Source organism: Corynebacterium sp. KPL1814, assembly GCF_000478175.1.
In the GTDB taxonomy this organism is placed as follows: Bacteria; Actinomycetota; Actinomycetes; order Mycobacteriales; family Mycobacteriaceae; genus Corynebacterium.
On the sequence record NZ_KI515776.1, the window covers coordinates 279,008 to 296,257 of the forward strand.

Annotated in this window: 15 protein-coding genes, 1 tRNA gene and 1 other RNA gene; 9 read left to right on the forward strand and 8 right to left on the reverse strand. The window is 64.3% G+C overall.

Features of this window, described 5'->3' with window-relative positions:
* Window positions 1-14 precede the first annotated feature (14 nt).
* Window positions 15-103, reverse strand: a tRNA-Ser gene (locus HMPREF1257_RS07440).
* 60 nt (window positions 104-163) lie between these two features.
* Between HMPREF1257_RS07440 and HMPREF1257_RS12245 the strand changes: the two genes are divergently transcribed.
* From HMPREF1257_RS12245 to recR, 7 genes are all read left to right on the forward strand, one after another.
* Window positions 164-307 (forward strand): hypothetical protein, encoded by a 144-nt coding sequence (locus HMPREF1257_RS12245; protein ID WP_156904650.1) that lies wholly within the window; start codon window positions 164-166, stop codon window positions 305-307.
* A gap of 6 nt (window positions 308-313) precedes the next feature.
* Window positions 314-410: signal recognition particle sRNA small type (gene ffs, locus HMPREF1257_RS11915), an RNA gene on the forward strand.
* A 64-nt stretch (window positions 411-474) separates the two neighbouring features.
* Window positions 475-1,746 (forward strand): aminotransferase class I/II-fold pyridoxal phosphate-dependent enzyme, encoded by a 1,272-nt coding sequence (locus tag HMPREF1257_RS07450; protein ID WP_023024994.1) that lies wholly within the window; start codon window positions 475-477, stop codon window positions 1,744-1,746.
* Window positions 1,747-1,768: 22 nt separating this feature from the next.
* Window positions 1,769-2,293: a suppressor of fused domain protein gene (locus HMPREF1257_RS07455; protein ID WP_023024995.1), complete on the forward strand. Its 525-nt coding sequence runs from the start codon at window positions 1,769-1,771 to the stop codon at window positions 2,291-2,293.
* A gap of 18 nt (window positions 2,294-2,311) precedes the next feature.
* The gene (locus HMPREF1257_RS07460) at window positions 2,312-4,897 is read left to right on the forward strand and encodes a DNA polymerase III subunit gamma and tau (protein WP_034659460.1); all 2,586 of its coding nucleotides are present in this window, start codon (window positions 2,312-2,314) and stop codon (window positions 4,895-4,897) included.
* 67 nt (window positions 4,898-4,964) lie between these two features.
* A complete protein-coding gene (locus HMPREF1257_RS07465; protein WP_023024999.1) occupies window positions 4,965-5,330 on the forward strand; it encodes a YbaB/EbfC family nucleoid-associated protein in 366 nt (121 codons plus the stop codon).
* 72 nt (window positions 5,331-5,402) lie between these two features.
* On the forward strand, window positions 5,403-6,059 hold the full coding sequence (gene recR / locus HMPREF1257_RS07470; RefSeq protein WP_023025001.1) for a recombination mediator RecR: 657 nt from the start codon (window positions 5,403-5,405) through the stop codon (window positions 6,057-6,059).
* A 61-nt stretch (window positions 6,060-6,120) separates the two neighbouring features.
* Here the strand turns inward: recR and HMPREF1257_RS07475 are convergent, their stop codons facing one another.
* The 6 genes from HMPREF1257_RS07475 to leuA form a co-directional block, all read right to left on the reverse strand.
* Window positions 6,121-7,218 (reverse strand): HNH endonuclease signature motif containing protein, encoded by a 1,098-nt coding sequence (locus tag HMPREF1257_RS07475; protein ID WP_023025003.1) that lies wholly within the window; start codon window positions 7,216-7,218, stop codon window positions 6,121-6,123.
* 124 nt (window positions 7,219-7,342) lie between these two features.
* On the reverse strand, window positions 7,343-8,116 hold the full coding sequence (locus tag HMPREF1257_RS07480) for a type 1 glutamine amidotransferase (protein ID WP_023025006.1): 774 nt from the start codon (window positions 8,114-8,116) through the stop codon (window positions 7,343-7,345).
* Window positions 8,109-9,386, reverse strand: coding sequence for a MurT ligase domain-containing protein (locus HMPREF1257_RS07485; RefSeq protein WP_023025008.1), 1,278 nt, complete (start codon window positions 9,384-9,386; stop codon window positions 8,109-8,111). Before HMPREF1257_RS07485 ends, HMPREF1257_RS07480 begins: the two co-directional genes overlap by 8 nt.
* Before the next feature lie 27 nt (window positions 9,387-9,413).
* Window positions 9,414-10,514, reverse strand: coding sequence for an exonuclease domain-containing protein (locus HMPREF1257_RS07490; RefSeq protein ID WP_369707605.1), 1,101 nt, complete (start codon window positions 10,512-10,514; stop codon window positions 9,414-9,416).
* Between the two features lie 423 nt (window positions 10,515-10,937).
* Entirely contained in the window at window positions 10,938-11,720 is a 783-nt protein-coding gene (locus tag HMPREF1257_RS07495; protein ID WP_023025012.1) for a hypothetical protein, read from the reverse strand.
* A 34-nt stretch (window positions 11,721-11,754) separates the two neighbouring features.
* A complete protein-coding gene (leuA, locus tag HMPREF1257_RS07500; RefSeq protein WP_023025013.1) occupies window positions 11,755-13,572 on the reverse strand; it encodes a 2-isopropylmalate synthase in 1,818 nt (605 codons plus the stop codon).
* Window positions 13,573-13,806: 234 nt separating this feature from the next.
* On the opposite strand from leuA, the gene HMPREF1257_RS07505 reads away from it, so the two are divergent.
* Window positions 13,807-14,892: a mannosyltransferase family protein gene (locus HMPREF1257_RS07505; protein WP_051138401.1), complete on the forward strand. Its 1,086-nt coding sequence runs from the start codon at window positions 13,807-13,809 to the stop codon at window positions 14,890-14,892.
* On the opposite strand, the gene HMPREF1257_RS07510 is transcribed toward HMPREF1257_RS07505, so the two are convergent.
* A complete protein-coding gene (locus tag HMPREF1257_RS07510; protein WP_034659461.1) occupies window positions 14,889-15,731 on the reverse strand; it encodes a DMT family transporter in 843 nt (280 codons plus the stop codon). The two genes, HMPREF1257_RS07505 and HMPREF1257_RS07510, sit on opposite strands and share 4 nt — an antisense overlap.
* A gap of 240 nt (window positions 15,732-15,971) precedes the next feature.
* Between HMPREF1257_RS07510 and HMPREF1257_RS07515 the strand changes: the two genes are divergently transcribed.
* On the forward strand, window positions 15,972-17,237 hold the full coding sequence (locus HMPREF1257_RS07515) for an aspartate kinase (RefSeq protein ID WP_023025016.1): 1,266 nt from the start codon (window positions 15,972-15,974) through the stop codon (window positions 17,235-17,237).
* Window positions 17,238-17,250: the final 13 nt, after the last annotated feature.

Consider the following 17,250-nt stretch of genomic DNA (forward strand, 5'->3'; position numbering starts at 1 on the left):
GCCGGGATTTCCAGTGGCGGAGGATGTGGGATTTGAACCCACGAGGGGCGTGAACCCCGCACGCGTTCCAGGCGTGTGACATAGGCCGCTAGTCGAATCCTCCGAGAAGAAACATTAGCAGCCGTGGCAATTAGAATACCAATCGCCTGGTCAACCGTAATTTTTGGGCAATTATTGGGTTCCGGTGGGTCAGGGCGGTGCGCTCATCGTGCTGCTGCCGCTTGCCGATGCCTCCCACAGCCTTCCGCCTCGCCCAGGCAAATGCCGCGAGGTGGTGTATTTGGCTAATGCGGGCCGCGGGCGTTAAAGTGAAAGCAGGATTCCGCGTGGCGTCCATCCTCTGAACTCCCCCAGGGCAGGAATGCAGCAAGGGTCAGGAGGCTCTGACGGGTGCGCGGGGTCCCTTTTTTATGCAGGGTGCGTTAGTATTGGTGGCTAAACGTCGCACCACACTACGGAAGGTAAGACATACTAATGTCGCTTCTCACTCTGGAATCGTCCGCCTTGGCAGAACTTGCCGCGAAAGTCCGCGAAGAATATGCGGACCTGAAAGCAAAGGGCCTCAAGCTGGATTTGACCCGTGGCAAGCCATCGAAGGCGCAGCTCGATCTCTCCAACGCGCTGTTGTCGCTGCCGGGTGAGGGAAACTACACCGATGCTGAAGGTGCTGACCTGCGCAACTACGGCAACCTGAAGGGCGTTAAGAAGCTGCGCGAGCTGTGGGGCGAGCTTACCAATATTGACCCAGAGCTCTTATTGGCCGGCGATAGCTCCTCGCTCAACATCATGTTCGATCTCATTTCTTGGGCCTATACCTTCGGCACCAATGATTCGCCGCGCCCGTGGAGCGAGGAAGAAACCGTCAAGTGGATCTGCCCGGTTCCCGGCTATGACCGCCACTTCTCCATCACGGAGCTTTTCGGCTTCGAGCTGGTGACGGTGCCGATGGAAGACGACGGCCCAGATGTTGAGGCCATCGCAAAGCTCGCCCAAGACCCACAGGTCAAGGGCATGTGGATTATCCCCATGTTCTCCAACCCCACCGGCGTGCTCATTTCGGAGGACAAGACCCGCCGCCTGGCAGAAATGGATACCGCGGCGCCGGATTTCCGCATTGTGTGGGATAACGCCTATGCAGTACACACGCTGACAGACGAGTTCCCGGAAATCTTGCCGATTCTGGACATCGCCAAGCAGGGCGGGCACCCCAACCGCTTCTGGGCCATGTCCTCGAGCTCCAAGGTCACTTTCGCGGGCTCTGGCGTGAGCTTTTTCGGGTCCTCGGCAGAGAACCTCGACTGGTACCTGGCGAACGCGGGCATCCGCGGCATTGGACCGAATAAGATCAACCAGTTCGCCCACGCCGAGTTCTTTGGCTCCGCGGACGGCGTGCGCGAGCTAATGCGCAGCCACGCCGAGCTGCTGGCGCCGAAGTTCGCTGCCGCGCGCCGCATCCTGGATGAGCGTCTGGGCGAGTACGGCGTCGCGGAATGGACCGACCCTAAGGGTGGCTACTTCATTTCCATGGACGTCGTCGACGGCACCGCCACCCGCGTGTGGGAGTTGGCCAAGGACGCAGGCATCGTACTCACCAAGGCGGGCGCGGCCTACCCGCACGGCCGCGATGAGAACGACCGCAATATCCGCCTTGCGGTTTCGCTGCCGCCGCAGGAGGAAATCGAGGAAGCCATCGACGGCGTTGCCACCTGCGTGCTCCTGGCGGCCATCGAAAAGGCGGAGGGCTAAAATCAACGCCGACGAATCCGCCGTGTGGCTCAGCGAGGTCATCCCGGCTCCGCTGGAGTTCCGGTACGTCGACGGGCGCAGGCTGGGTTTAGCCACGCTTGCCGATGCCCAATCCCTCGCCCTCACCACCACCTTCAACGACGTCGATACCGGCCTGCGCAGCGATGCCGAAGGCCTGGATGTGCGCTGCGAATTGGTCACGGTGGCGCGCGTGGGCCAGCCCGAAGTCGCCGCCGCAGTGGGGGCTGCCGCCGCGAAGCTGGAGAAGGCGGGCGGCCTCTTGCCCGCGCAACCCGGCGTCTTGCTGCCGTCGCTTTTGGATCTCCCCGGCGAGCTGACCGTGCACCACGGACTGCTCATCGCCCCGTACCTTTGGGGCGGGCAGACGCCGCAGTACCGCGAGGATGACCGCCTGACGCTCGTGCTGCAGTTGGTCATGCTGACGGATGCGGAATATGCGTTTGGGGTGGAAGAGGGCGTCGGCAAGCTGCAGGAGGCCGTGGCCGAGCAGGGCATTGACCTGCTGGACTGGTCGCGCGAGGGTTAGCCGGTAAACTGGCTAACCGTGGCTTTATACCGGAAATACCGTCCAGCAACGTTTGCCGAGGTCGTGGGGCAAGAGCAGGTCACCACGCCGCTATCTGCCGCCCTCGACGCGGGGCGCATCAACCACGCCTACCTCTTTTCCGGCCCGCGCGGCTGCGGTAAGACGTCTTCGGCGCGGATTATGGCCCGCTCGCTCAACTGCGAGCACGGGCCCACGTCGACGCCGTGCGGCAAGTGCGATTCGTGCGTGTCGCTCGCGCCCGGCGGCCCTGGCAACCTGGACGTGACGGAGCTCGACGCCGCCTCGCACAATGGCGTGGAGGACATGCGCGAGCTGCGCGACCGCGCCTACTATGCGCCGGCGGAATCGCGCTACCGCATCTTCATCATCGACGAGGCGCACATGATTTCCCCGTCCGGTGCCAACGCGTTGCTCAAGGTGGTCGAAGAGCCGCCCGAGCACGTGATTTTTATCTTTGCGACGACGGAGCCGGAAAAAATCATCGGCACCATTCGCTCCCGTACGCACCACTATCCCTTCCGCTTGCTTACCCCGCCCGCGATGAAGGGGCTGCTGCAAAAGACCGTGGCCGCCGAGGGCGTGCAGGTCGAAGACGCCGTCTATCCCATGGTCATCGAGGCCGGCGGCGGTTCCCCGCGCGATACCCTGTCGCTGCTGGACCAGCTTTTGGCCGGCGCGGGTCCCAATGGTCTGACCTATGACCTCGCGCGCCCGCTGCTGGGCGTTACGGACGTCACGCTTCTCGATGACACCATCGCCACCCTCGCCGAAAACGACAAGGCCGGTCTTTTTGCGCAGATAGACAACGTCATCGAGGCCGGCCACGACCCGCGCCGGTTTGCGGTGGATTTGCTCGACCGATTGCGCGACCTGATGATCCTGCAGGCCGTGCCGGGCGCTATCGATGCCGGCCTAGTTTCCGCGCCCACCGACCGCGCCGAGGTGCTCACCTCCCAAGCGCAGCGTTTTTCCGGCCCGCAGCTAACTTATCTTGCCTCCACCGTCAATGACCGCATCAGCGATCTGACCGGGGCCACCTCGCCGCGCCTACTGCTCGAAATCATGTGCGCCCACTTGCTCATTGGTACCTCGTCCGGCGCGGCACCGAGTGCGGCATCCGCAGCCCAGCCAGCCCAACCCAGCGGCGCCCCGCAATCCGCGCAGACGGAACAGTTCAACCATGCTGGCCAAGGCGCACAGTCTGCACAGTCACCGCAGGCAGGACAGCCGGGCCAGTCAGCACCCTCTGCAGGAAACGGGCCAGCCTTTTCGGGCGCCCAGGATCCGCAGTCGGCAGCGGCCGCCATCATCGCGCGGCGCCGTGCAAAGTCCCAGGCTCAGCAAAACCAGGCCGCTACTGGCTCCACTGCTTCAGAGGCACCTGGACAACAACGGAATCAAGCGGCCGCGGGCACCGGGGCACCGGAGCCGGCCCCGGAATCGGCATCACCGTCAGCATTGTCATCGCCGTCTCAACCTGAGCAAACACACGAGCAGCGGGAGGCAACGGCGCAGCAATCGCAGGCCGGGCATGAGGACGCAGCGCAGCCGGCAGGAGCTGAGAATGAGGAACAATCAGCATCGTGGCCTGCGCAATCGAGCGCGGAGTATACGCAGCCGGGGCAGCAGCAAAAGGCTGGGCCATCTGATCAGGCAGAGCAGCCAGAAAGAGCTGATTGGGCTGGGCAGCCTGAGCAGCAGTCCACGGATTCGCAGTCTAGCGATGTGCCTGAAAAGGACGCTTCGGCTACCGAGGCAGGCGGCGACGTAGAAACTGACGGTAGCGCGAATCCATGGGGCCAGGAGCGCCAGGTTCCGCAGAATGCGCCAGGCCGAGGCAACGGCCAGGCGGAACCGCTGGAGAAACCGGTGCCGGCGGCGCCAGCGCAGCCGGAGAGGCAGGACCAGTCGAAGGGGGCATCGGCAAGCGGCGATGACGGTGATTTCGTGGAGGCAGTGAAGCGGAAATGGGTGGAGCTGAGGGGGAGCGTCGGCAAGCGTAATAAGGTTGCCGAAATCATGCTTGCCGAAGCCCGCGTGCTCGGGTTCCGCGATAATACGCTGACGCTGGGGCATACCACCGGTGCGCTGGCAGAACGCATCAATGCGCCGGCGAATAATTCCGTCATTGTGGACGTGCTGCGGGAGGAATTCCAGCGCGATATTCAGGTCAACTGCGTGGTAGGCACGGACCCGAAGACCGCCGGGTTCGATGCGCCGCGGGCGCCGCACAGCAAACCCGAATGGAACCCCAACGCACCCGAACGCGAGCCGAGCGACGACAAGGAGGCAGAGAGTAAGCCCGGGTGGCGCTCGCGCATTGCCAAGGCAACCGAGGTGGCGAAGCAGCGCGATGATGAATTCGCGCGCACGCCGCAATTTAGCAACGGGGTGCCGCTGCCGCCCGAGCCAGAAAGCCCCGCGGACGAGCCGCCGCCGGAAGAACCGCCGGCCTATACGCGCGATGACGAAGAACGCGACATGGTCGAAGCCGCGCAGTCCGCAGGCGAAATGGACCACCGCAGCGCCACTGAGATAGCGATAGAACTCGTGGAAAAGGAACTAGGCGCACGCCGTGTATAGGACTGTGGCACGGTAGACTCGAGCGGTAGCAAAGCTACAGTGGATTTATTTAGAAAGGACGAAAACTATGGCTGAACAAGATTCCACCCCACAACCCAACGACATGAACGACCTCATCGCGCAGGCAGCGCAGGTGCAGGCCGAGCTGCAGAAGGCGCAGGAAGAAATCCTGGCCACCAACGTTGAGGGCAGCGCGGGCAATGGTCTGGTTAAGGTGACCATGACCGGTGGCGCCGAGCTGGTAGACCTGCAGATTGATAAGTCCGTGGTTGACCCGGAGGACATCGACACGCTGCAGGACCTGGTGATGGGCGCGTTTAAGGATGCCCACGCCGCAGCGGGCAAGTTGGCACAGGAAAAGATTGGTCCCCTGTCGCAGGGCATGGGCGGCCAGGGTGGACCGTCGATGGATGACATGTTCGGCGGCTTCTAACCGCGCGATATTCTTAAAAGGCCGTTGCCCCGGTGATGGGGCCGCGGCCTTGACGTAATTTTGGGAGTTGTGGTGTTTGAAGGACCTCTGCAGGACCTCATTGATGAGTTTTCGCGCCTACCGGGCATCGGCCCGAAGTCGGCGCAGCGTATCGCGTTTCATGTGTTGCAAATGGAACCGGAGGATATCGAGCGCCTGCAAAATGCCTTAGGCGGCGTGCGCGACGGCGTTACTTTCTGCCGTATTTGTTGCAATATTTCGCGCGAGGATGTGTGCCGGATTTGCATCAATTCGCAGCGCGACGCCTCGACTATTTGCGTTGTGGAGGAGCCGAAGGACATCCAGGTCATCGAGCGCACGGGTGAGTACGAGGGGCGCTACCACGTGCTTGGCGGTGCGCTGGATCCGCTGGCCAATGTTGGGCCGAAGGATTTGAATATTTCCACGCTCCTCCAGCGGCTGGGCGGGGTGCTGCCGGATAGGGAGTTGGCGGATTCCACGCCAGAGGCCCCGCTTTACGACGACACCCCTACCATCCGTGAGGTCATCCTCGCCACCGACCCGAATACGGAGGGCGAGGCCACCGCGGCTTACCTGGTGCGGTTATTGCGGGACTTTCCCGATTTGAAGATCACCAGATTGGCCTCCGGCATGCCGCTCGGAGGCGATTTGGAGTTCGTGGACGAGCTCACCTTGTCCCGTGCGCTTTCGGGGCGCTTGACCATTTAGGAGTCCGCAGACTAACCGCGGTGCCATTCGGTAACGGCCTGGGACAATTGGTTTTCGCGGTTTAGGGCACGGCGGCGGTCGGCCCGCGTGGCGCGCGGCCAGTAAAGACTGGGGGAGGCGCATTCGGCTCCGGTGGCGACGCCGAGTCTGGCGGTGGCGCCGAACGTGACGGTGCAGCGGAGCCCGGCGGGGCGGGGCGGTCCGTGTGGCGCGGATGCGGCGGCAGCCAGGCGATGCGCCCGTTGATGCGCGCCATTCGCCCGCGCCCCGGAAGGCCGTTGATGGAATTGTGGTACGGGCACAAAAGGCACATATTCGCCGGGTGGGTGTGGCCACCACGGGCGTATTCGAAGATGTGGTGGGCTTGGCATTCAGTGGCGGGGCGTCTGCAAGCGGGCCAAGCGCAGCGCGCGCCTTCGGCCTCGAGCATGCGGCGCTGCTTGGCGGAGGCGTGGCGGGCACGGTAGAGATTGACGGGGCCTTCCTCGGGGTGGATGAGGGTGAAAAGTCCGGCTCCGGCGAGCGTGCGGCGGAGGAGATCGGCACCGGTGATGGTGGCGCCGTTGGTCATGGCGAGGCGGACTTCTGAGCCCTCGCCGCGCAGGATCTTCAGGTAATCTGGCAGCTCGATGATGACATTGGTGGTCACGCTGGTCGGCGCGACGGCGCGGGAACCGGTGAGCCAAGCGAGGGGATTATCCTTCGCAGCGGCCCAAATATCGGCCATTTCGGTGGCGGGGCCGGTAAAGCTCAGCGTGGTTTTCTCGCCGTGCAGGATGCGGCGCCCGCCGTCTTCGCGTTCGGGCGGCGGGGCGATTTCGCGCAGCAGGCGCGTGGCGGCGCGGGACACTTCGGCGGTGGTCCCAGCGGTAGCGCACAGGGTTTCGCGGAAGCGCCAGCGCTCGGTGGCATTCTTCACGCGCCGGGAACGGCGGGCGATGAGCGCGAGCGTGGCTAGGCTGTGCTGGTTGCGGCGCGCGGCGGCTAGGGCGCGGCGTTGATAGCGCGAGTGGCTGGTAGGTGCGAGGAAAGCCTCGGCGGTGCGGCGCAGATCGCGCGCGTGGTCCGCAGGCAGGGGCAGGTCAGCGGCGGCGTAGGCCTCTTCAATCAGGTCTACGCCGCGCTTGGCGATGTCCCCCAGCTGCTCCAATAATGTCATGCCCCGCAGCCTAGGGTTGGGGCCTGGGAGCTACAAGGCGGCCGAGCCCAGCCTGTGGATAACTTGGCTCAAATCGGCCCGTTTGGGTCGTGAGGGCCGAGAATTGGCGAAGTTATCCACAGGTTTAGCGCTGGGAGCGCGGTGGCTCGGCGGCGTTGAAGCGCTCGGTGCGCAGGCGGTCGACGGCGGGGATATCCAGCGGATCGAGATCGGCGAGCGGGATGCCCATGGCTTGGGCGAGGAGCAGATCCGCGAGCTGCGGGTTGCGGGCCAGGGCGGGGCCGTGCATATAGGTGGCGATGACGCTGCCCTGCACGGCGCCTTCGTAGGTGCGTTGGGTGGAGCCGTCGGCGAGGTCTGCGGTGGCGGCCTGGTCGGCATTGCCATTGCCGCGGGTGAGGGTTCCCAGCGGTTGGGCGGACGGGCCGAGGATGGTCGCGCCCAAGTGGTTTTCGAAGCCGGTGAGCGGCTCGGTGAGATCTGCGGTCACGCCGGCGCCGGTAGGGGTGGAGGATACCTCGCCGATGGCGCGGTCTTGCATGCCGGCGGTGGTGGCATCGATAAGCCCGACGCCATCGATAACCCGGCCGGAGGCGCGGAAGGACTCGCCGAGGACCTGCAGGCCAGCGCAAATGGCCAAGATGGGGCGGCCGGCCGTGGCGGCGCGGGTTAGCCCGCCATCGGCAATGAGGTGCTCCGCGGCAAGAATCTGCGCGGTGTCTTCGCCGCCGCCGATGGTATAAATATCCAGCGTCTCAGGCACGGGTTCGCCAAGCCGGATGGGGTGAATTCCGGCGTCGAGGCCGCGCATGCGGGCGCGTTGGCGCAGCACGAGGGCGTTGCCGTCATCGCCGTAGGTACCGAGGACATCGGGAAGCACTAGGCCGATATTAAGCATTATTAGCCTCCTTGGACAGGGCCTTTTTCAGATCGCGGAAGGCGGTGTAATTGGCAAGGACCTCGATGCGGCCCTCGGGGCAGGCGGCGAGCGCATCCATGGGATCTGGGATGAGTTCGTGAGTGATATCCGCGTACACGAGGCGGACGGCAAGGTCGGTGCCGCGCTCGCCGGCGGCCTTGACGCTGAGCCCGTTAAAGCCCTCGAATTTCACGTCCCAGAGCCAGGACATGTCGATGCCATCGGCAACCTGCCCGTTCGTGGCGATGACCAGCCCATCGGCGCTGCGGTCCACCATGGACAGGGCCTCTTGCCAGCCGGCGGGGTTCTTGGCCAGCAGCAGGCGAATCTCGCGGCCCTTCCAGTGGATGGTGGAATACCGGCCGGCGACGTCATCGATGCTTTCGGCCGCGGCAATAGCGCGATCCAAGTCCACGCCGAAGCCCTCGACGGCCGCAGCGATGGCTTGCGCGGCGTTACCGCGATTGGCGCGGCCCGGCAGCGCCAGGTTCAGCGGGCGCTTTGCGGTGGGGGTAATGACGCCATGCTTGTCGATGCCCCATGTCGGCTGCGGGCGGCGGAACTCGCGGCCATCGGCAAGCGGCTTTACTGCGTACCAGTCATCCTCGGTGCGCACGACGTGGCCGCCGGTGCGCGGGCAGGTGACGGAATCGCCGAGCCAGCCCGCGCCGGCGGAGACCCAAATGACGTTCTTGGCGTCATAGGCAACCGACGTCATGAGCACGTCATCGCAATTGGCGATGACCAGCATGTCCGGGTGGGCCTCCACGGCGCCGCGGAGGGCGCGCTCGATCTTGTTGATCTCGCCGACGCGGTCGAGCTGATCGCGGGTGAGGTTGAGCAGGACGAGCGCCTGCGGGTTGAGGTTATCGGCGACGTGCGGCACGTGCAGCTCGTCGACTTCGAGGACGAGGTGCGAGGCGTCCTTGCCAGCCATGAGTGCGGAGATGATGCCGGCGTCCATGTTATCGCCGCCGTCGTTGGTGGCGACGTGGTGCTCGGCGCGGATCGCGGCGGCGAGCATGCGGGTAGTGGTGGACTTGCCGTTGGTGCCGGTGACCAGCACGGCCGGGCGCCCGCCGCCCAAGTCGCTCATGATGGAGGGGTCAATGGCATTGGCGATAAGGCCGCCGATCATTCCGCCGGCGCCCCGGCCGGTGGCGCGGGAAGCGGTAGTGGCCAGCTTCGCGGCGGATGTCGCGGCGGTGGTGCGCAACTTCTTCAAGGCACCCGGGACTGAAAAACTCATGCCCCCTAGGGTAGCCGGGGAAGTGGGTTAGGCGTTGTTCTTGGGCGCCGAGCCGCCAGAATTTCGCCGTCCCCGGCCGCGCCCGCCGCGCCTGCGCCGCCGCTTCTGGCTCTTGCTCTGGTTATTTCCGCCGCTTTTTTGCGGGGGCTGGCGCCGCGCAGTGGTGGGGTCTTCGATGCGGGTGAGGGCATCGAGAAACGCGGCATCAGACATCAGCGGGATACCCTTGCGCTGGGCGTGCATCGCCTTGCCCACGAGATCCGTGGTGACATTGCACACGACAAGCGATGCCTCGCGGGTGAGCTTTTCCGAATAGTTCAGCTCTTCGCGCATGAGGGCGGAGATAATCGTATCCGGGTCCTCCAGGATTTCGGGGGCCACGACGATTTCCATGCCGCGGCGCAGCTCCTTGCCGGGCTCGTATTTGCCGGGGTTGTGGTGCTGCACGGGGGCCTCGGCGGCATCGACGCGCACGTGCGAGCGCTGCAGGCCAAAGCGGTCGGCGCGGACATCGTCTGGGGCATAGCTGCGCACCGGGCCGCGCTGCTGGTGCTGGTAGAGCTGGATGAGCAGCTCCGTCTCCTCCCGCGAGGTCTCCTGCTCCGGGCGGCGGGCGCGTTCCACTGTTGCCTTTGGATCGGCATCCAGGCCATTCTGCTTAGCGACGCCCCTCAGCCGCACATCATTCGACCGCACCCCCTGCGCATACGAGGTGGCCAAGGTATCGATGATGCGCACGGGCGCGGGCATGTGGCCCACCTTCTGGCGGCGCCGCTTGCCCTTATTGCGCCCGCGGTTGCGCGCGCGGTTTTGGCGGGCGGCGGTCATCATCGCGCGGCGGGCCTCGGCGACGATAAAGCCCCAGGTATAGGGGATATCGTGGACGACGAGGGTGCGGCCATCGATAAGCTTATCCAGCGACTTGAGGACTCTGCTAAAGGCCGGTGCCTGCTCGATATCCGCGACGGTCAGCCCGTGGAGGTGGTGCGGGCCGGCGTCGATATCCGGCTTGAGCACGGCGTGGAAGCGCTGGCCAATATCGCCGGCATTATCAAAGGCCACCGCATCGATGGTGACGATGCGGCCGGTCGAGGGGTGGATGCCCGTGGTCTGCAGGGTGAGGGCCACGTAGGGGTGCTTGGTGACGGTCTCGGCTTTTTCCGGCTGCTTTTGCGCGGCGCTGTCCGCGGTGGATGCGGAGGCCTCGGATGCTGTGGGGCTTGGAGCGGCCGAAGCGGCTGTATCGGCCGGGGTTTTCGGCTTCGCCGGCCCGCCGGAGGGGCGGACGGCGCGGCGCGGCCGAGACCGGCGCGGGCCCGGCTGCGCGGGGTCGGCGTCAGGATTGGCGGAGTCGGCTGCGGAGTGAGGGGACGCCTGGGCGTGGGTCCTAGCCGCATGCTGGGACGCCATAGTCGCCGGCGAGGGAGCCTGCGGCGACCGTGGGGAGGGGCCAGGTGTGTTATTCATCAGCCTTAGTCTAGTATCCCGGAATTCCTGTGGCGGGACAGGGCGCGCCGGGCTTTTTCGTTGCCTAATCCGGTTTAGTGGAAACTAAACCGCGACGATGAATACGGTCAGCAGGGCGACGACGGCGACCACGGCTATGGCCGTGACCCACCACCCAGTGTGGCGCGTAGGTTCCGGGGCAGCCGTTACTGCGCGAAAGCTGCTGGTTTCGAAAGTCTCGGTCGCCGCCTGCGTGGTGGGGGTGGCAACTGCCACGGAATCCTCGTTGGAAGCGGGTAGCGGGTCGCCGGCGTAGATGCTCAGCACACGGTCGTTGCCGCGCGGGGCGTGGTAGGCGTGGGCGAGGATGGGGGCATCGGCAAGCGGGGGCAGCGAGGGACCCGGGGATAGGGTGGTGAGGAATGTGGGGCCGAAGAAGACATCGACGGCGTCGGTAGAAGGCACCAGGTTGACCAGCACGTGCATCCGGGCTTGGGCGGGGATATCGAGATCCGCGGGGAGATCGGTGATATCGATGGGCGGGGCGTAGCCCAGCATCGTATAGGGCCCGCCGGGCGGATTATTCGCCGGCAGGCAGAGCCCGGGGCGGGGAAGCAGGAGGGTGACGTGGCCATCGGCATGCGGCTGGGCCGTGGCGGCCGGGGTGAGACCGGCGCGGAAAAGCAGGTCGATCTCAGGGTATTCCGCGCGGTCCGCGGCGCTGATGGTGCCGATCTGGCCCTGTGCTTCCACGCTTAAACCGCCCTCCTGGCTGGGAGCCAGGGTGACGGTAAATTCCTCCGTGCCCTTCACCGATGCGCCGTGAATGGGCAAGGCCTGCACCGCGCCGAGGCCGCGGTGGGGGATGAGGTAGGTAGAAGAAGGCATAGTCGATCTTCTACCATGCCCGGCTGCGTCCGCGTTAGGCCAACGCGCGGTTTACTGCGGAGGTGATCGCGTTGATGGAGGCGCGGGTCGTGGAACCAGCGATGCCCGCGCCCCAAACCTTGTTCTGGTTGACGTCAGCGGCAATGTAGCAGGCGGCCTCGGCATCATCGCCGGCCGAGCGCGATTGCTGGGAGTAATCGATGACTTCGAAGTCGATGTCCAAGGACTCCAGCGCATTAGCGTAGGCGGCGATGGGGCCGTTACCGGTGCCGGTGACCTCGGATTCCTTGCCGTTGTAGGTCACGGTGGCGGTGACGGTGGCATCGGTAGCATCGGCGGAAATATTGTCGATCTCAAACGATTCCAAGTGCAACGGGGTGGTGCGATCCAAGAATTCGGTGGCGAAGATGTCCCACATATTCTTGGAATTGACCTCGCCGCCTTCGGTATCGGTGATTTCCTGCACGACGGTGGAGAATTCTGCCTGCATGGCGCGGGGCATGTTGATGCCGTGGTCGGTCTTCATGATGTAGGCAACGCCGCCCTTGCCGGACTGGGAATTGACGCGGATAACGGCCTGGTAATCGCGGCCCACGTCCTTCGGGTCGATGGGCAGGTAGGGCACCTCCCAGATGGCATCGCGCAGCTCTTCCCAGCTGACGTCGGTGGAATTGGCCTCCGGGCGCACCGTTGCGGCCAGCGCATCCAGGCCCTTATTGATGGCGTCCTGGTGCGAGCCGGAGAACGCGGTAAAGACCAATTCGCCGCCGTAGGGGTGGCGCTCCGGAACGCGCAGCTGGTTGCAGTACTCCACGGTTTCGCGGATCTTGGGCAGATCGGTGAAGTCGATCTGGGGGTCAACGCCCTGGGTGAGCATGTTCAGACCCAAGGTCACTAGGTCCACGTTGCCGGTGCGCTCGCCGTTGCCAAACAGGCAGCCCTCGATGCGGTCGGCGCCGGCCATATAGCCCAGCTCGGCTGCGGCAACGCCCTCGCCGCGGTCATTGTGGGGGTGCAGCGAAATCAAGATGGAATCGCGCCGGGCCAGGTTGCGGTCCATCCACTCGATGGAATCGGCGTAGACATTCGGCGAAATCATCTCCACCGTGGACGGCAGGTTGATGATCATCGGGTTCTCGGGGCTGGGATCCATGATGGCGACCACGTCATCGCAGACCTCGCGGGCGAAATCCAGCTCGGTGCCGGTGAAGGACTCGGGGGAGTATTCCCAGCGCCAGTTGGTATCGGGGTAGTCGGCGGCAATGGATTTGATGAGCTCGGCGGCATCGGTAGCCAGCTTCTTGATGGCCGGTTTGTCCTTGCGGAAGACCACGCGGCGCTGCAGCTTCGAGGTGGAGTTATAAAAGTGCACGATGACGTTTTTTGCGCCGGCGCAGGCCTCGAAGGTGCGGCGGATCAGGTGCTCGCGGGCCTGGACGAGGACCTGGATGGTGACGTCTTCTGGAATCTTATCACCCTCGATGATTTCGCGGACGAAGTTGAAGTCCGTCTGGGAGGCGGAAGGGAAGCCCACCTCGATTTCCTTGTAGCCCATCTGCACCAGCAGGTCGAACATGCGGTGCTTGCGCTCGGGGCTCATGGGGTCGATCAGCGCCTGGTTGCCATCGCGCAGGTCTACGGCGCACCACTGCGGGGCGTGAGTGATCTTCTTGCCCGGCCAGGTGCGGTCCGGCAGGTCGATGTCCTCGACCTCTACTGCGAAGGGCTGGTAGCGGTCGAAGGGCATGGAGGAGCCGCGCTGTTTATTCCAAGCGGGCTGTCCCTCGCGGGGAGGGCCTGCAGGGGTGGTGATTTCGCGGGGTGCGCTAATGAAGGAATCGTTGGGAGACATGGGGTGCGGTGTCCTTAATATGTTTGGTGTCGGGAAGTGCGACGGCCAGCTGGGCTAAGGATTGCCAGACTCCGCGACGGGGCGCTGGCCGTAGGTTTAGGCCGAAATCCCGCCGCGGCAGATAAGGAGTAGGTCGTTCCGCAATGTCATACCGGTCACACTACAGAGGATCTCACGGTGTGGCAACATATTTCATTCAGCGGGACACCCGGGCGCGTGGCGTACCATGCTGATGTGCCTACTGTTCCTACCACCCGCCGCCCCGCAGCCGCGCCCGCGCTGCGCTGCTGGTTTTATGCTGCACTGGTGGCGGTTGCGGGAACGGCGATTCGCCTCAGCGTGCTCGCGGCGCTGGCCGCGGCGCAGGGCGATTCCCTCTGGGGGCTGCTGAATAAATGGGACGCCCACTACTATGTCGACATCGCCCGCGCGGGCTATGGCGGGGAAACCGCCCTCGCGTTCTTTCCCGGCTTCCCACTGGCGGTGCGGGCGGTCAGTAACCTGCTGGGCACGGATATTGCGGGCACGGCGATGGTCCTCAACCTCTTTTTCACCATCGCCTTGGCAGCGGGCGCTATGGCGCTGGCCCGGCAGATGGGGCTGGACACGCGCGGCCAGGTGCTCGGCGCGACGGTGGTTACCAGCGCGCCCATGAGCATCGTTTTTGCCATGCCCTATACGGAGGCGCTCTTCGGCGCGCTCGCGATCTGGGCCGTGGTGATGCTGCATGACCAGCGCTGGATTGCGGCCGGGGCGCTGATTTTTCTTGCGTCCTTCGTCCGCCTGACCGCGGTGGATCTCATCGTGGTCTTCGCGCTCATGGTGCTCTTCAAGGCGCGGCGCACTTGGTGGGCTTGGCTGAGCGTGGCGGTATCGGCGCTGCCCTTAGCTGGCTATATCTGGTGGGCGAATCGCCATTTATCCGGCGCCGGCGGGTACTTTGGCCTGCAGGAAAAGCACTGGAATTCCGGTTTCGACGGCGGCCGGGCGACGGTGACCTGGGTGGCGGAGACGCTGTCTAGCGCCACGAACGGCGGGTATCTGCTCAGTGCTGCGGTGATCATCGCCGCCCCGATCTGCCTGCTGCTGGCCTGGGGGCGCCTGCCGCTTCCTGCCTGGCTGTTTGCCGCGGTGCTGATGGCAAATGTGCTGCTTTCCGATGGCATTATGCACTCCCGCCCCCGCCTCTTACTGCCCGCAGCGGTGGTCTTGCTGCCGTGGGTGGGCAAGAAGGGGGCATCGGCAAGCGTGGGCGCCTGGGTGCTCTTCGGGGCCTGGTTTTCGGCCTATATGCTGGCCGTATTCGAGTGGGCCATCTAGCTGCGCTGGCTGACAGGATTGCGGGACAAAATGATGGTCGCGGCAATCATGACGCCGAGCGCGGCTATCATGACCAGCCAGCCAGCGGTGGAATCGATGAGGAATTTCTCGCCCAAGACCATGTAGCCCAAGCCGAAGGCGACGATGGGCTCGAAGATGGTCATGGCCGGCAGTGACTGCGCCAGCGGGCCGGCGTTGAAGGAGTACTGCTGCACCACGGTGCCGGTCAGGGCGAGGCCGATGAGGCCGTAGAACTGCCAGCTGCCCACCAGGACGCTCAGGCCCTCGTGGGTGAAGATATCGACCACGGCCTTGGATAGCAGGGCGACGAAGCCGTAGATGACGCCGCAGGCGGTGCCCAGGGCGAGCGGGCGCTGCTCGCGGAATTTATGGCCGGCAACGCCCAACGCGACCAAGGTGGCCAGGCCCAATAGCAGGGCGGGCCACCACTGGCTCCACTCGGGCCGGGGGTTACCGGCAACGGGGCGGCCGTAGACCACCATCACGCCGACCGCAATCGTGAGCGCAATGGACCAGAAGGTCTCGTGCACGGGCATGGGGCGCTTGGCATACCAGGCCGAAAGCGGCAGGGTAAACATGAGCGAGAGCACCAAAATGGGCTGGACCACCAGCAAAGTACCAAAGCCCAGGGCAACGACCTGGAGGCCATAGGCAAGGATGGCCGCGCCGGTGCCGACCCACCACAGTGGATTGGTCATAGCGGAGCGCATGACTGAATCGTCTGCTTCAAGGGCGATGCGGTGGCGAACGACCGTGCCCCAAGCAACCGTAAGCGCGGAGGCGATCGCGAAGAATACGGCGAGGAGGTTGCTTAACACCCGCTCAACGCTAGTAAAAAAGTGACGGAGATGCATTTTGCTTATCGATGCCGCCCCCGCCCCGCCACCCAGCGCGCGCACGGGGGTGGGTGTGAATAAAATAAAAGTATTGTCTCGGAATTATGATGAGGTGTAGCGCCTTGCGGGGTAGCATAGGAATTTGACTAGTGTCCGACAGGTATTTCTGTGGCGCGTCTGCGCGCAGGGGTGCCTTTTAAAACGAAAGGTGGCAACCACACCGTGGCCCTGATCGTTCAAAAATACGGCGGCTCCTCCCTCGAATCCGCAGATCGCATCCGCGCGGTAGCGGAGCGGATTGTGGCCACTAAAAAGCAGGGCAATGATGTCGTCGTGGTGTGCTCCGCTATGGGGGATACCACCGATGAGCTTCTTGACCTTGCAGCGCAGGTCAATCCTGTTCCCCCGCAGCGCGAAATGGATATGCTCCTTACAGCGGGCGAGCGCATCTCCAATGCGCTCGTGGCCATGGCGGTGGAGTCCCTAGGTGCGAAGGCCCAGTCCTTTACCGGCTCCCAGGCGGGCGTGCTGACGACCGAGCGCCACGGCAATGCGCGCATCGTTGACGTCACCCCCGGCCGCCTGACCGAGGCCTTAGAGGATGGACAGATCTGCATCGTCGCCGGTTTCCAGGGCGTGAATAAGGACTCGCGCGATGTGACCACCCTGGGCCGCGGCGGGTCCGATACCACCGCGGTGGCCCTGGCTGCGGCGCTGAAGGCGGATGTGTGCGAAATCTACTCCGATGTCGATGGCGTCTATACCGCCGATCCGCGCATCGTCCCGGATGCGCAAAAGCTAGAAAAGCTCTCTTTTGAAGAGATGCTGGAAATGGCCGCCGTAGGATCCAAGATTCTGGTCCTGCGCAGCGTGGAATACGCCCGCGCTTTCAATGTTCCGTTGCGAGTTCGCTCGTCTTATTCAAATGACCCCGGCACGTTGGTGACCGGCTCGATGGAGGATATTCCCGTGGAAGAAGCAGTACTTACTGGTGTAGCAACTGATAAATCCGAGGCGAAGGTAACCGTGTTGGGCATCCCAGATCGCCCGGGCGAGGCCGCGAAGCTTTTCCGCGTCATCGCCGATGCGGAGATCAATATCGATATGGTGCTGCAAAACGTCTCCTCCCTGGAGGATGGCACCACCGACATCACCTTCACCTGCCCGCGTGCCGATGGCCCCCGCGCGATGGAGCTATTGAGCAAGCTGAAGTCCGAGGGCGGCTGGTCCAATGTGCTTTACGATGACCAGGTGGGCAAGGTTTCCCTCGTCGGCGCCGGCATGAAGTCTCACCCAGGCGTGACGGCGGACTTCACCGAGGCCCTGCGCGATGTGGGAGTGAATATGGAGCTTATCTCCACCTCCGAAATCCGCATCTCCATGCTGACGCGCGAGGCGGACCTAGAGAAGGCGGCGCGCGCCCTGCACGATAAGTTCCAGCTCGGCGGCGAGGAAGAAGCCACCGTCTATGCTGGAACCGGACGCTAAACCAGAACAAATA

Coding starts and splice junctions, on each gene's coding strand:
- HMPREF1257_RS07450 (WP_023024994.1), top strand. CDS start 475: ATGTCGCTTCTCACTCTGGAATCGTCCGCCTTGGCAGAACTTGCCGCG.
- HMPREF1257_RS07465 (WP_023024999.1), top strand. CDS start 4,965: ATGGCTGAACAAGATTCCACCCCACAACCCAACGACATGAACGACCTC.
- HMPREF1257_RS07475 (WP_023025003.1), bottom strand. CDS start 7,218: ATGACATTATTGGAGCAGCTGGGGGACATCGCCAAGCGCGGCGTAGAC.
- HMPREF1257_RS07480 (WP_023025006.1), bottom strand. CDS start 8,116: ATGCTTAATATCGGCCTAGTGCTTCCCGATGTCCTCGGTACCTACGGC.
- HMPREF1257_RS07485 (WP_023025008.1), bottom strand. CDS start 9,386: ATGAGTTTTTCAGTCCCGGGTGCCTTGAAGAAGTTGCGCACCACCGCC.
- HMPREF1257_RS07495 (WP_023025012.1), bottom strand. CDS start 11,720: ATGCCTTCTTCTACCTACCTCATCCCCCACCGCGGCCTCGGCGCGGTG.
- leuA (WP_023025013.1), bottom strand. CDS start 13,572: ATGTCTCCCAACGATTCCTTCATTAGCGCACCCCGCGAAATCACCACC.